This is a genomic window from Serratia sp. LTN-2 (assembly GCF_059740205.1).
The window spans coordinates 250,015-262,568 of sequence record NZ_JCAXDO010000005.1 but is presented as its reverse complement, the minus strand read 5'-3'; the positions used below and the strand labels follow the sequence as shown (position 1 = coordinate 262,568).

Genomic DNA, 12,554 nt, shown 5'->3' with positions numbered 1-12,554 from the left:
CCAATGAGCTACTATAACGCCAGCCGAGCTGAATGGTAAGTGGGCATATTGAGCGTTTTTGCATTAACGGCCGCCTGCTATTCTGCGAGCGTGAAGTCATCAGCCGGCAACAGGAGGAAGCATGTATTGGATTAACGGACAACGCCACGATGCGCTGGCGCCGAGCGATCGCGGCCTGCAATTCGGCGATGGTTGCTTTACTACCGCCCGGGTTATCGACGGCAAAGTCGAGCTGCTGCCCTGGCATCTGGAGCGGCTGCAGCAAGCGGCGCTGCGGCTGATGCTGCCCGCCACCGATTGGCTGGCTTTCGAACGGGAGATGGCGCAGGCGGCCGAATCAATTCCGCTCGGCGTGGTCAAAGCGATACTGACGCGCGGCAGCGGTGGGCGCGGCTACAGCCCGGCGGGGTGCGAAAACCCAACGCGCATCGTCGCCCGCAGCAGCTACCCCGCGCACTATTTGCAGTGGCGGGAGCAGGGCATCACGCTCGCGCTCAGCCCGGTGGCGCTGGCGCGTAACCCACTGCTGGCGGGGCTAAAGCATTTGAACCGTCTGGAGCAGGTGCTGATCCGCGCGCATCTTGACCAGATGGCCGCCGACGAGGCGCTGGTGCTTGACACTGCCGGTATGCTGGTGGAATGCTGTGCGGCTAATTTGTTCTGGCGTAAGGGAAAAGCGGTGTTTACCCCGGACCTGAGCCAGGCGGGCGTCGCCGGGCTGATGCGGCGGCGGGTGATCGCGCTGCTGACCGGTTCGGAATACCGTCTGCACTGCGTCAGTGAACCACTGGAGACGCTGGCCGACGCTGACGAAGTTCTGGTGAGCAACGCGCTGATGCCGCTGCTGCCGGTAAACGTTGCCCAATCATGGCGTTATCATTCGCGCCAGCTGTATGATTTTTTGCGTCCACACTGTTAACCATGGCTGATTGATGAAGAAAAGAAAGCTGAAGGTCCTGTCTGTTATTGTTGTTCTGGCATTGGCGCTGCTGTTTTGGGGCTACCAGAAGATCGAACGCTTTGCCGATACGCCGCTGGCCATCCAGCAAGAGACCATCTTCAAACTGCCTGCCGGCACCGGCCGGGTGGCGCTGGAAGGGTTGCTGGTGCGCGATAAACTGGTGCGCAACGGCCGCTGGTTCCAGTGGCTGCTGAAACTGGAGCCGGAGCTGGCGGAGTTCAAGGCCGGTACCTACCGTTTCACGCCGGGCATGACGGTGCGCCAGATGCTGAAGCTGTTGGCCAGCGGCAAAGAGGCGCAGTTCACCGCGCGCTTTATCGAAGGCTCACGCCTGCGTGACTGGCAGCAGGTGCTGCAGCAGTCCAAATACCTGAAACACACTCTGGCGGACAAGAGCGAAGCGGAGATCGCCACCGCGCTAGGCATTCCTGCGGGCGAAACGCCGGAAGGGCACCTGTACCCGGATACCTATCAGTATACCGCCGGCATGAGCGACATTGCGCTGCTCAAACGCGCTCACGTGCGCATGAACAAAGCGCTGCAGGCCGCCTGGGCCGGCCGCGACGCCAGCCTGCCGTATAAAACGCCGGAAGAGTTGTTGACCATGGCTTCGATCGTCGAGAAAGAGACCGCCGTGCCGGAAGAGCGCAGCAAGGTGGCGTCGGTGTTCGTCAACCGCTTGCGTATCGGCATGCGTCTGCAGACCGATCCGACGGTGATCTACGGCATGGGCGAAAGCTATAATGGCAACATCACGCGCAAGGATCTGGAGACGCCGACGCCTTACAACACCTATGTGATCGCCGGCCTGCCGCCAACGCCGATCGCCATGCCGGGTGAGGCCTCGCTGCAGGCGGCCGCCAATCCGGCCAAAACGCCTTATCTCTATTTTGTCGCCGACGGCAAGGGTGGGCATACCTTCACCACCAATCTGGCGAGCCATAACCAGGCGGTGCGCGCGTACCGTCAGGCGTTAAAGGAAAAGAATGAAAAGTAAATTCGTTGTTATCGAGGGGCTGGAAGGCGCGGGCAAGACCACCGCGCGCGACACGGTGGTCAATGTACTGCGTGAACACGGCGTCAGCGATATCGTCTTCACCCGCGAACCGGGTGGTACGCCGCTGGCGGAAAAGCTGCGCGATCTGTTTAAGCGCGGCATCGACGGCGAATTGCCGACCATCAAGGCCGAAGTGCTGATGCTGTACGCCGCGCGCGTGCAGCTGGTGGAGACCGTAATTAAACCGGCTCTGGCGCGCGGCGCGTGGGTGGTGGGCGACCGTCACGATCTCTCTTCACAGGCTTACCAGGGCGGCGGCCGTGGCGTGGATCCGCAGCTGATGGCCTCGCTGCGCGACACCGTGCTGGGGGATTTCCGGCCGGACCTGACGGTCTATCTCGATCTGCCGCCGCTGGTTGGCCTGCAACGCGCACAGGCTCGCGGCCAGCTGGATCGCATCGAACAGGAGGCGCTGCCGTTCTTCGAACGCACCCGCGCGCGTTATCTCGAGCTGGCGGCGCAGGATGAAACCATCGTCACCGTCGACGCCGCCCAACCGCTGGAACAGGTGACGGCGGCGATCCGCGACTGCGTCAGCCAGTGGCTGCGGCAGCAGGAAGGCGCATAATGAACTGGTATCCGTGGCTGAATGGCCCTTATCGCCAGCTGGTTGGGCAGTACGCCGAGGGCCGCGGCCATCATGCGCTGCTGCTGCACGCTGCGGCGGGCAACGGTGACGATGCGCTGGCCTACGGCCTGAGCCGTTGGTTGATCTGTCAGCAGCGCAACGGTGAAAAAAGCTGCGGTGAGTGCCATAGCTGCCGGCTGATGCTGGCGGGTAACCACCCGGATTATCACGTGCTGGCGCCGGAAAAGGGCAAGAGCAGCCTGGGGATCGAACCGATTCGCCAGGTGATTGAGAAGCTGTATGCCCACGCGCAGCAGGGCGGCGCCAAGGTGATTTGGCTGCCTCAGACGGAACAGCTGACCGAGGCGGCGGCCAACGCGCTGTTGAAAACGCTGGAGGAGCCGCCGGAGAAAACCTATTTCCTGCTGGGGTGCCGTGAGCCGTCGCGGCTGATGGCGACACTGCGCAGCCGCTGCCTGTACTGGCATTTGGCCAGCCCGGAGGAGCAGCTCAGTCTGCAGTGGCTGGGCCGACAGGCGGCCGGATCCCAGACGGACCGCCTCACGGCGCTGCGCCTGCACGACGGCGCGCCGCTGGCCGCCGAACAGCTGTTGCAGCCGCAGCAGTGGCAACAGCGCAGCGCCCTGTGCGCTGCATTGAGCGCCGCGCTGCCGCAGCGCGATATGCTGTCGCTGCTGCCGGCGTTAAACCACGAAGACGTCGCCGAGCGCCTGCACTGGCTGTGCGCGCTGCTGGTGGACGCGATGAAGTGGCAACAGGGCGCGCATCACTATGTGTTGAATCAGGATCAGCAGCCGCTGGTGCACCAGTTGGCCAGCCTGCTGAGCAGCGCCTCGCTGCAGCAGATCGTGCAGCAGTGGCTGAACTGCCGTCACCAGCTGCTCAGCGTGGTGGGCGTCAATCGCGAGCTGCTGCTGACCGAACAGTTACTTCGCTGGGAACAGATGCTCGGCGCCGCCGGCTATTCCCAACCTCATTCGCTGTAAAGTAAAAGAGTTAAAAATTATGTTGTTAGTCGATTCTCATTGCCACCTTGACGGCCTGGATTATCAAACGCTGCACCAGAATGTGGACGATGCGCTGGCCAAGGCCAAAGCGCGCGACGTCGGCTATGTGCTGGCGGTCGCCACCACGCTGCCGGGCTACCGTTCCATGACCGAACTGATCGGCAAGCGCGACGATGTGGCCTTCTCCTGCGGGGTGCATCCGCTCAACCTGGAAGAAGGCTATGATTACGCCGAGCTGCGCCGCCTGGCGGCGGCGGAACAGGTAGTAGCGCTGGGGGAAACCGGGCTCGATTACTTCTACCAGAAAGACAATCTTGAGCTGCAGCAGGACTCTTTCCGCGAACATATCCGCATCGGCCGGGATCTGAACAAGCCGGTGATCGTCCACACCCGTGATGCGCGTGCGGACACGCTGGCGATCCTGCGTGAAGAGAACGCACAGGATTGCGGCGGCGTACTTCACTGTTTCACCGAAGATCTGGCCACGGCCGAAGCGCTGCTGGATCTGGGCTTCTACATTTCCTTCTCGGGCATCGTGACCTTCCGCAACGCCGAACAGCTGCGTGAGGTGGCCCGCTATGTGCCGCTGGATCGCATTCTGGTGGAAACCGATTCGCCTTATCTGGCGCCGGTGCCGCATCGCGGCAAAGAAAACCAACCCGCCTATGTGCGCGATGTGGCTGAATACATGGCGGTATTGAAGGGCGTCAGCCTGGAACAACTGGCCGAAGCGACCACCGCCAACTTTTCACGCTTATTTCACCTTGATCTGTGATCTTTGACCTAGGCTATAGCTGTAGGTCATTGTCTGCGTAATTTTTTTTAAGCTCGTAATTAATCACTGAAACGGGTAAGGTTCCCTCCCGTTTCAGGGTGATTGATGCGTGTTTTTTGGCCCGTTTTGCCAAAAAATAGCCGGTTTATGCAAAGTTACCGCGGCTCGATCATCGAAACGTGATTGTCATCAAACATTGCGCAGGCTATTTATTTTACTCTGCGTAATAAATTCAAGGGGTGCTCAGACACCCTGAATTGCAGGGGTTTTTCTCCCCCCCTTGCAGCGCGAATTATCGCGACAAGAAGTAGCAAAGCATTATTACTCAGGAGCACACTCAACTATGTTCAAGAACGCATTTGCAAACCTGCAAAAAGTAGGTAAATCGCTCATGCTGCCGGTGTCCGTGTTGCCTATCGCAGGTATCCTGCTGGGCGTCGGTTCCGCCAACTTTAGCTGGCTACCTGCGGTAGTCTCCCACGTGATGGCGGAAGCGGGCGGTTCGGTCTTCGCCAATATGCCGTTGATTTTCGCTATCGGCGTCGCCTTGGGCTTCACCAACAACGACGGCGTTTCCGCGCTGGCGGCGGTGGTGGCTTACGGCATCATGGTGAAAACCATGGCGGTGGTTGCGCCGCTGGTGCTGCACCTGCCGGCTGAAGAGATTGCGGCCAAACACCTGGCGGATACCGGTGTGCTCGGGGGGATTATCTCCGGCGCCATCGCGGCCTATATGTTCAACCGCTTCTTCCGCATTCAACTGCCGGAATACCTGGGCTTCTTTGCCGGTAAGCGTTTCGTGCCGATCATTTCCGGTCTGGCGGCGATCGTTCTGGGCGTAGTGCTGTCCTTCATCTGGCCACCGATCGGTACGGCTATCCAGACCTTCTCGCAGTGGGCGGCTTATCAGAACCCGGTTGTAGCCTTCGGCATTTACGGCGTGGTTGAGCGTGCTCTGGTGCCGTTCGGTCTGCACCACATCTGGAACGTACCGTTCCAAATGCAGATTGGTGAATTCACCAACGCGGCGGGCCAGGTGTTCCACGGCGACATCCCTCGCTACATGGCGGGCGACCCAACCGCGGGCAAACTGTCCGGCGGCTTCCTGTTCAAAATGTACGGTCTGCCTGCTGCGGCCATCGCCATCTGGCACTCGGCTAAGCCGGAAAACCGCGCTAAAGTCGGCGGCATCATGATCTCCGCTGCGCTGACCTCGTTCCTGACCGGTATCACCGAGCCGATCGAGTTCTCCTTCATGTTCGTCGCGCCGATCCTGTACGTGATCCACGCTATCCTGGCCGGTCTGGCGTTCCCAATCTGCATTCTGTTGGGCATGCGTGACGGCACCAGCTTCTCGCACGGCCTGATCGACTTTATCGTACTGAGCGGCAACAGCAGCAAAATCTGGCTGTTCCCAATCGTCGGCATCATCTACGGTCTGGTGTACTACACCATCTTCCGCGTGCTGATCGCCAAGCTGGATCTGAAAACCCCGGGCCGTGAAGACACCGCTGCCGAGCAGACTGCGCAGGGCGGTTCCGAAATGTCCGCAGCGCTGGTTCAGGCCTTCGGCGGTAAAGAAAACATCACTAACCTGGATGCTTGCATCACCCGTCTGCGCGTCAGCGTGGCCGACGTGTCCAAAGTTGACCAAGCGGGCCTGAAGAAACTGGGCGCAGCCGGCGTAGTCGTCGCTGGCTCTGGCGTGCAGGCCATCTTCGGCACCAAATCTGACAACCTGAAAACCGATATGGACGAATACATCCGTAATCACTGATTCAGGCAGGGGAGTTACCAAGGGAGGCGAAAGCCTCCCTTTTTTGTTGCCTGCCGTCAGGCGCCAAGGCGCTGTTCGAGTTCGGCGAGAGAAGGGAGGAACCAGACCTGTTCGCCGCGATTGGCTTCGCGCACGAAGTCTTGCAGCGCGTTGCTTTGCGCCAGCCAGGGGGTGATATCGCCCAGCAGCGCCACGCGCAGGCGGTAGTTGACGAATTTCTGCAATACGGCGCCGGCAACGCCGCTTCTGAGCTGGAAGAAGGCGGCGTCCAGGCGGCTGACGGGGAGGGCGACCATCCCGGCCTCGTGTTCAAAGGCGGGCGCGATAAACAGGCTGACGTCGTTTTCATCTTTCAGCGCCGGCCCGGCTTCGGCGAAAACCACCAGGCGCAGATCATGGATTTGCTGCACGGCGTAGCTCATCGGCGCTCCGGGAGTCAGGGTTTGGTGTGCTGCTGTAGATAATGTTCGAACACCGCCAGCGTTTCGTCCGAGATATGGTGTTCAATCCCTTCGCTGTCCAGCTCGGCGGTTTCGCTCGGCACCCCGAGGCACATCAGCAGATCAACCACGATGCGGTGACGGCGGCGCACCTTCTGCGCCAGCTGCTCGCCTTCCTCGGTTAAAAACACCCCGCGATAAGGGCGCGATTCAACCAGCCCAGCGCTTTTCAGCCGCGCGATATTTTTGATCGCCGTCGGGTGAGACACGCCGAAGCGGCGCGCGATATCGGTGGTTCTGGCTTCGCGGGTGCTTTGCAGCAAATCGGCGATCAGCTCAACGTAATCTTCGATCAGCGCATTGGACTGCGCTTCACGGGCGCGGCTAAAACGCAGGGCGTGCTCGGCCTCGTCCGGCATATCGGTCAGGGCGGGGCGGTCGGCGTTATCTGGCGCGCGGGTAACCATAGCGTGGGGCGTCCTGTAAGCGTAAAAATGGCGTCTCCCGGCAATATGGGGAGGGTTGCCCTAAGTTAGTCCAAATAGCACACATTATCAATTCGATGCCACGCATTGTGGTAGTTAGAAATATCTCTACACAAAGCCAATGAATTTCGCCTGTTGCATAAAGTGTAGCCGATGCTACATTGTCAGCATGACAGGTGGAAAAATAACCAGTAAAAGATTGAGGGTAATCCATGCGTGATGCGGCAACCACCCCATCGTTAACCGAACGGACCAACATCGCGATTGGCGCCGCCCTTGCCGGACGCAAGCGCGGCGCCTTTACGCCGTTGCTGTTCGCCGGCCCGGCGGTGATTGCCTCTATCGCCTACATGGATCCCGGTAACTTCGCCACCAACATTCAGGCCGGGGCGAAATACGGTTACAGCCTGCTGTGGGTGGTGGTGATGGCCAACCTGATCGCCATGCTGTTTCAGGCGCTGTCGGCCAAGCTCGGCATCGTCACCAACCGCAATCTGGCGGAAATGTGCCGCGATCAGTTCTCACGGCCGGTGGTGATCGGCATGTGGCTGCTCAGCGAAGTGGCGGCGATGGCCACCGATCTGGCGGAGTTTCTCGGCGGCGCGATCGCGCTGGCGCTGTTGTTCCACATGCCGTTGCTGGCGGGGATGGGCGTGACGGCGGTGATCACCTATGCGCTGTTGATGGTGGAAAAAAAAGGTTTCCGCCCGGTTGAACTGATGATCGGTGGCCTGGTGGGCATCATCGCGCTGTGCTATCTGGTGGAGATGTTCATCGTACCGGTGGATTGGCAGGCGGCCGGCATCGGCATGGTGACGCCGCAGTTGCCCGACGCGCAGGCGCTGACCATCGCCGTCGGCATTATCGGCGCCACCGTGATGCCGCACGCCATTTTCCTGCACTCGGGGCTGACCCAGCACCGCAGTCCGGCCAGCGACAACGGCGAGCGGCGCAAGCTGCTGCGTTTCTCCAATATCGAGGTAGTGATCGCGCTGGCGCTGGCGGGGCTGGTGAATATCGCGATGGTCATCATGGCTTCGAGCGCCTTCCACGCCGGTAACAGCGATGTGGCCGAGATTGGCACCGCCTACCATACGCTGACGCCGCTGTTCGGTGCGGCGGCCGCCGGTATCTTCCTCGCGTCGCTGATCGCCTCCGGCATCTCCAGCTCGGTGGTGGGCACCATGGCCGGGCAGATGATCATGCAGGGCTTCGTCGGCTTCCGCATTCCGGTGTGGGTGCGTCGCCTGGTCACTATGGTGCCGGCGTTTATCGTGGTGGCGATGGGCGTCAATGCCACCGACGCGCTGGTCTACAGCCAAGTGGTGCTGAGCCTGGCGCTGCCGGCGCCGATGATCGCGCTGGTGATGTTCACCCGCCGCCGCGACATCATGGGCGAGTTCGCCAACGGCCGCTGGACCAGCCTGGCGGCGGTGGTCGGCACGGTGGTAATCGTGCTGCTCAATGTGGTGCTGCTGTTGCAGACCTTTGGCGTCGACATCCCCGGGTTGGGGTGAGCCGCGCGATCAGGGCCTGGCGAATTTGTCGGCGAACAGCTCGCTGATGAAGTCGACGAAGACCCGAATTTTGTGGCTGCGATCCCGCAGGCGCGGATAGAGAATATTGATCGGCGCCCCGGTGGGCGCCCACTCCTGCAGTATCGGCTCCAATTCCCCCGTCTTCAGATAATTTTCCAGCGTGCAATCCAGCAAGTAAACCAGGCCGAGATGATTCCTGGCTACCTCGCACAGTGATTGGGAATGGTTAAAGCTCAGCAGCGGGCTGGGCGCCAGAGAGTAGCGTTCGTCGCCGCGAATGAACTGCCAGTCATCCGCCGCCGCCGCGCCTGAACGGATAAATCCCAGCCGCTGGTGCTGTTGCAGTTGTTCCGGGTGTTCTGGCCGGCCGTGGCGCGTAAAATAATTGGGAGACGCACAGCACAGATAGCGTGGTTGCAGCAATTGACGGCTGACCATCTCGGGGATGTCGCCGGCGCCGATGCGAATAAATACGTCGGCGCGATCCTCCGCCGGATTGACCAGGCGATCGCTGACCGAAACGCTGAGCTGCAATTCCGGGTATTGCGCCAAAAAAGCCGGCAGCGCCGGGGCGATATGCATGCTGCTGAGCATCGAGGCTATCTCGACCCGCAGCGGTCCGCGCGGTTGTTCAAAGTCGCCCGACATGTCGTTTTTCAGCCGGTCAAACTGCTGCAGTATCTCCTGCGCGGTGCGGTAGCAACGCTCCCCGGCGCTGGTCAGGGAGAAGCGCCGGGTTGAGCGTTTGAAGAGGGGCTGCCCGAACTGTTTTTCAAGCTGATTGATGCTGTACGTGACGCTGGCCGGGGAGAGCCCCATTTTGGTTGCCGCCTGGCTGAATCCCTCCATTTCTACCACCTGGCAGAACACGCGTAGCGCATGCAGTTCATTCATGTTAACGGCTTCCATTATTTAAATTATTAAAAGAGTATTTTTAAATATGCCGACTGTCAATTTAACGCGGCATTGGATATTTTATTTTCAGCGTTTTTATTTATCTGAAATCGCATCCTGTATTGCCATAATGAAATAACGCCGAAGAGGATATTTATATGAGAAAGTTAACTGCCGTATTGTTATTGGTTGGAGCAGGCTTGTGCGGCCAAACGTATGCCGCAGGCAGCGAGGCCGCGCCACAAAGTTACAGGGTTTCCGCTGATGCGGGCGTTGCGGCTGAGCAGAAGGCGGTTTATCAGCTGATAAACCGATACCAGACAGCGCTTAATGCCGGCGATACGCTAACTATTTTGTCACTTTTCGCACCACAAAGTTATTCGCAGTGGAACGAAAAGCCGACGGCGGACAGCAATGAAAAGCGCCGTCAACAATATGACGACCTATTTAAAAAAGAGAAATTTGAAACCGAGTTCGCGTATGACAGCGTTAGCGTGAACGGTAATATGGCCTATGTGCGCACGCACCATCATCGCGGCGCAACGGTCACCCGAATAAGCGACGGCGCCACCCTGATCGATTTAAATCGTGAAGTATTTGTATTGGAGAAACAGCAGGGGCAGTGGAAGATCGTAGTCTACACCTTTAATACCAACCCGATTCAAGGGGTGAGCTGAGTGGCACCTGATAAAGGCCGCATAAGCGGCCTTAGTGTGCTGCGCAATAGTTAAAGATTCCCCACGCCGCCGTCCATCTGCAGCTCGGCGCCGACCATAAAGGCCGATTCGTCCGCCGCCAGAAACACCGCCGCTTTGGCCAGCTCCAGCGCGCTGCCCATGCGGCCGATCGGCACCAGCGCGCGGATATCGTCGCGCAATGCCTGCTCATCCGCTTCCGCCAACCCCAGCTTGCCCAACGCCGGGGTTTCGGTCGGGCCGGGGCTGAGGCCGTTAAGGCGAATGCCGCGCGCGTGCAGCTCGCCGGAGAGCGTTCTGGCCAGCGATAACAAACCGGCTTTGCTGGCGGCGTAGGCGCTGCTCTGCGGCAGGCCGATATGGGCGCTGACCGAACCGCACAGGATCACCGAAGAAGGGTTGGCCAGCAGCGGCAGCAGCGCCTGGATCAGAAAGAACGGCCCTTTCAGGTTGATGTCCATCAGTCGCTGATAGCTCTGTTCATCCCACTCCTGCAGCGGGCGGTGCGTGACGTCGCCGGCGTTGACATACAGCACGTCCAGCCGCGGCCACCGTTGCGCCAACTGCTGCGCCAGCGCGCGCTGCTGCGGGATGTCGCCTGCGTCGCTCAACAGCAACAGCGCCTTGCCCGCCAAGGCCTGGCCTGCCGCGTCCAGAGCGCTTTGGCTGCGGCCGGTGATCGCAACCAAAGCGCCCTCGGCGATGAACTGGCGAGCGGTTTCCAGCCCGATACCGCTGGTGCCGCCGGTAATCAATGCGTACTTGCCTTGCAGTCGTGACATAACCGATTCCTCTTGAGCGTCTGTTGCGGCATTATTTACGCTATAGTTCCTTTTGCATAGTAGGCACCCTTTGGATACTAAAGGACGAGGTGGGATGAAATGACGGCGCAAGCACCCTTAGCGAAGGAAAATAATTTGGCGGCGTTGCCGACGGCAGGCGAATCCTGCCCGATGGTGGACTTCGTCAATCTGGTGTCGGGCAAGTGGGCGATACCGATCCTGTACCGGCTGATCGTGATCGACGATCCGGTGCGATTCAGCGAGCTGCAGCGGGCGGTAGCGCCCATCGCGCAAAAAGAGCTGACGCGCCAACTGCGGCTGTTCGAGCAGCGCGGTCTGGTGACGCGGCGGGTGTTTCCCGAAGTGCCGCCGCGGGTGGAGTACCAGGTCACCGCGCTCGGCAAATCGCTGCGGCCGACGCTCGACTCGCTGGCGGAGTGGATGCGCCGACACGCGCCGCAGCTGATCGGCGGCTAGTCGCCGATGCCCGGCGGGTTGATGGTGGAGCGCTCGACCTTTTCGTCGCCTTCGCCCCAGCGCTCCAGCACCTGCGCGTATTCGCCGCTGACGATGACGCCGTTGACGGCGGCGTTGATGGCGTTCACCAGCCCGTTGCCTTTCTTGCTGGTGACCGCCACGTAGGCCACGTTGGGGCCGATGCCGACCATTTTGGTTTTGCCGGTCAGCGCCGCCTTGTAGGCGCCGGTAGAGTGGGGCCCGAAGAACGCGTCGGCTCGCCCTGACTGAATGCTCAGGTTGGTGGCGGCGTCGTCGGTCACGTAGATCGGTTGTACCGCCGGCAGCCCGGCGGCGCGGTTCTGCTTATCCCATCCCAGCAGAATGTTTTCCTGATTGGTGCCGGATCCGACGATGATCCGTAGCCCGGCGACGTCCTGCGGCCGATTGATAGAGGCGATCTTGCTGGTGGATTTGACGTAAAAGCCCAGCGTGTCCACCCGGTAGGTGGCGAAGTCGAATTTGGTCTTGCGCTGTTTGGTGACGGCGATGTTGAAGATCGCCGCGTCGTATTTGCCGGCGCTGATGCCCAATGGCCAATCCTCCCAGGAGGTAGGCACCAGGTTCAACTCTAGCCCGAGACTGTCGGCCACCAGGCGGGCGATGTCCGGATCGCTGCCGATCAGCGTTTTATTGTCCTCGGCGAACAGCGCCAGCGGCGGGGAGTTTTCGAACGCCACCGCCACAGTCAGTTTGCCGGGCGTCGCGAAGTGAAAGTTCGTCGGAATCAGCGCAATAGCGGCGGGATTGCGCTCTGCGCGTATCGGCTGTCGGTTAGCCTGCAGATCGATACCGCCCGACGGGGCCGCCTGAACGGCGGCGCTCAGCAACAGCGCGCACAGCGCCGGAATCCTCGGTGACATAACGCCCTCTATCCTTTGTTAATCATGGGGTTACTATTGGCGGCGGTGAGGGGCAAGTAAAGCAACAATAGTGAATAACCAAAGTGAAAAGATGCACAAGCGGGGCGCCGGCCTGCGCGAATCTGCAGCACTCGACGTGGAAAGTGCGCAATCAGGTTGAAAGCAGTAGAATTTG

The 12,554-nt window shown here is 60.3% G+C and carries 14 protein-coding genes; 9 read left to right on the top strand and 5 right to left on the bottom strand.

Annotation, left to right across the window (positions count from 1 at the left end):
* Positions 1-121: 121 nt before the first annotated feature.
* The 6 genes from pabC (at position 122) to ptsG (ending at position 6,166) form a co-directional block, all read left to right on the top strand.
* Positions 122-919: an aminodeoxychorismate lyase gene (gene pabC, locus AC6BYQ_RS13160; RefSeq protein ID WP_498057001.1), complete on the top strand. Its 798-nt coding sequence runs from the start codon at positions 122-124 to the stop codon at positions 917-919.
* A gap of 13 nt (positions 920-932) precedes the next feature.
* Positions 933-1,958: an endolytic transglycosylase MltG gene (mltG, locus tag AC6BYQ_RS13155; RefSeq protein WP_074054514.1), complete on the top strand. Its 1,026-nt coding sequence runs from the start codon at positions 933-935 to the stop codon at positions 1,956-1,958.
* Positions 1,948-2,586: a dTMP kinase gene (gene tmk, locus AC6BYQ_RS13150; protein WP_019455834.1), complete on the top strand. Its 639-nt coding sequence runs from the start codon at positions 1,948-1,950 to the stop codon at positions 2,584-2,586. The genes mltG and tmk overlap by 11 nt, the downstream gene beginning before the upstream one ends.
* Positions 2,586-3,593 (top strand): DNA polymerase III subunit delta', encoded by a 1,008-nt coding sequence (gene holB / locus AC6BYQ_RS13145; protein ID WP_498057000.1) that lies wholly within the window; start codon positions 2,586-2,588, stop codon positions 3,591-3,593. The genes tmk and holB overlap by 1 nt, the downstream gene beginning before the upstream one ends.
* A gap of 19 nt (positions 3,594-3,612) precedes the next feature.
* Complete coding sequence (locus AC6BYQ_RS13140) at positions 3,613-4,389, top strand: metal-dependent hydrolase (RefSeq protein ID WP_498056999.1); 777 nt, start codon at positions 3,613-3,615, stop codon at positions 4,387-4,389.
* Between the two features lie 343 nt (positions 4,390-4,732).
* A complete protein-coding gene (ptsG, locus tag AC6BYQ_RS13135; protein ID WP_019455831.1) occupies positions 4,733-6,166 on the top strand; it encodes a PTS glucose transporter subunit IIBC in 1,434 nt (477 codons plus the stop codon).
* A 56-nt stretch (positions 6,167-6,222) separates the two neighbouring features.
* Here ptsG and AC6BYQ_RS13130 read toward each other — a convergent pair whose 3' ends face one another.
* Both AC6BYQ_RS13130 and mntR read right to left on the bottom strand, forming a co-directional pair.
* A complete protein-coding gene (locus AC6BYQ_RS13130; RefSeq protein ID WP_019455830.1) occupies positions 6,223-6,588 on the bottom strand; it encodes a DUF4180 domain-containing protein in 366 nt (121 codons plus the stop codon).
* 14 nt (positions 6,589-6,602) lie between these two features.
* Positions 6,603-7,073 (bottom strand): manganese-binding transcriptional regulator MntR, encoded by a 471-nt coding sequence (gene mntR, locus AC6BYQ_RS13125; protein ID WP_498056998.1) that lies wholly within the window; start codon positions 7,071-7,073, stop codon positions 6,603-6,605.
* A gap of 230 nt (positions 7,074-7,303) precedes the next feature.
* On the opposite strand from mntR, the gene AC6BYQ_RS13120 reads away from it, so the two are divergent.
* Positions 7,304-8,608 (top strand): Nramp family divalent metal transporter, encoded by a 1,305-nt coding sequence (locus AC6BYQ_RS13120; RefSeq protein ID WP_019455828.1) that lies wholly within the window; start codon positions 7,304-7,306, stop codon positions 8,606-8,608.
* Positions 8,609-8,617: 9 nt separating this feature from the next.
* Here AC6BYQ_RS13120 and AC6BYQ_RS13115 read toward each other — a convergent pair whose 3' ends face one another.
* Positions 8,618-9,523, bottom strand: a complete 906-nt coding sequence (locus tag AC6BYQ_RS13115) for a LysR family transcriptional regulator (protein ID WP_019455827.1) — start codon at positions 9,521-9,523, stop codon at positions 8,618-8,620.
* Between the two features lie 158 nt (positions 9,524-9,681).
* Here AC6BYQ_RS13115 and AC6BYQ_RS13110 point away from each other — a divergent pair, with 158 nt between their 5' ends.
* A complete protein-coding gene (locus AC6BYQ_RS13110; protein ID WP_498056997.1) occupies positions 9,682-10,200 on the top strand; it encodes a YybH family protein in 519 nt (172 codons plus the stop codon).
* A gap of 50 nt (positions 10,201-10,250) precedes the next feature.
* On the opposite strand, the gene AC6BYQ_RS13105 is transcribed toward AC6BYQ_RS13110, so the two are convergent.
* Complete coding sequence (locus AC6BYQ_RS13105) at positions 10,251-11,000, bottom strand: SDR family oxidoreductase (RefSeq protein WP_498056996.1); 750 nt, start codon at positions 10,998-11,000, stop codon at positions 10,251-10,253.
* Positions 11,001-11,099: 99 nt separating this feature from the next.
* On the opposite strand from AC6BYQ_RS13105, the gene AC6BYQ_RS13100 reads away from it, so the two are divergent.
* Positions 11,100-11,477, top strand: coding sequence for a winged helix-turn-helix transcriptional regulator (locus AC6BYQ_RS13100; protein ID WP_029999120.1), 378 nt, complete (start codon positions 11,100-11,102; stop codon positions 11,475-11,477).
* Here the strand turns inward: AC6BYQ_RS13100 and AC6BYQ_RS13095 are convergent.
* The gene (locus AC6BYQ_RS13095) at positions 11,474-12,379 is read right to left on the bottom strand and encodes a transporter substrate-binding domain-containing protein (RefSeq protein WP_019455823.1); all 906 of its coding nucleotides are present in this window, start codon (positions 12,377-12,379) and stop codon (positions 11,474-11,476) included. The genes AC6BYQ_RS13100 and AC6BYQ_RS13095 overlap by 4 nt on opposite strands.
* Positions 12,380-12,554: the final 175 nt, after the last annotated feature.

What these genes read in the sequence shown, in the direction of transcription:
- pabC (WP_498057001.1), top strand. Translation starts at nt 122, where the DNA reads ATGTATTGGATTAACGGACAACGCCACGATGCGCTGGCGCCGAGCGAT.
- AC6BYQ_RS13140 (WP_498056999.1), top strand. Translation starts at nt 3,613, where the DNA reads ATGTTGTTAGTCGATTCTCATTGCCACCTTGACGGCCTGGATTATCAA.
- AC6BYQ_RS13115 (WP_019455827.1), bottom strand. Translation starts at nt 9,523, where the DNA reads ATGAATGAACTGCATGCGCTACGCGTGTTCTGCCAGGTGGTAGAAATG.
- AC6BYQ_RS13130 (WP_019455830.1), bottom strand. Translation starts at nt 6,588, where the DNA reads ATGAGCTACGCCGTGCAGCAAATCCATGATCTGCGCCTGGTGGTTTTC.
- mltG (WP_074054514.1), top strand. Translation starts at nt 933, where the DNA reads ATGAAGAAAAGAAAGCTGAAGGTCCTGTCTGTTATTGTTGTTCTGGCA.
- ptsG (WP_019455831.1), top strand. Translation starts at nt 4,733, where the DNA reads ATGTTCAAGAACGCATTTGCAAACCTGCAAAAAGTAGGTAAATCGCTC.
- mntR (WP_498056998.1), bottom strand. Translation starts at nt 7,073, where the DNA reads ATGGTTACCCGCGCGCCAGATAACGCCGACCGCCCCGCCCTGACCGAT.
- AC6BYQ_RS13120 (WP_019455828.1), top strand. Translation starts at nt 7,304, where the DNA reads ATGCGTGATGCGGCAACCACCCCATCGTTAACCGAACGGACCAACATC.
- AC6BYQ_RS13095 (WP_019455823.1), bottom strand. Translation starts at nt 12,379, where the DNA reads ATGTCACCGAGGATTCCGGCGCTGTGCGCGCTGTTGCTGAGCGCCGCC.
- AC6BYQ_RS13105 (WP_498056996.1), bottom strand. Translation starts at nt 11,000, where the DNA reads ATGTCACGACTGCAAGGCAAGTACGCATTGATTACCGGCGGCACCAGC.
- AC6BYQ_RS13100 (WP_029999120.1), top strand. Translation starts at nt 11,100, where the DNA reads ATGACGGCGCAAGCACCCTTAGCGAAGGAAAATAATTTGGCGGCGTTG.
- holB (WP_498057000.1), top strand. Translation starts at nt 2,586, where the DNA reads ATGAACTGGTATCCGTGGCTGAATGGCCCTTATCGCCAGCTGGTTGGG.
- AC6BYQ_RS13110 (WP_498056997.1), top strand. Translation starts at nt 9,682, where the DNA reads ATGAGAAAGTTAACTGCCGTATTGTTATTGGTTGGAGCAGGCTTGTGC.
- tmk (WP_019455834.1), top strand. Translation starts at nt 1,948, where the DNA reads ATGAAAAGTAAATTCGTTGTTATCGAGGGGCTGGAAGGCGCGGGCAAG.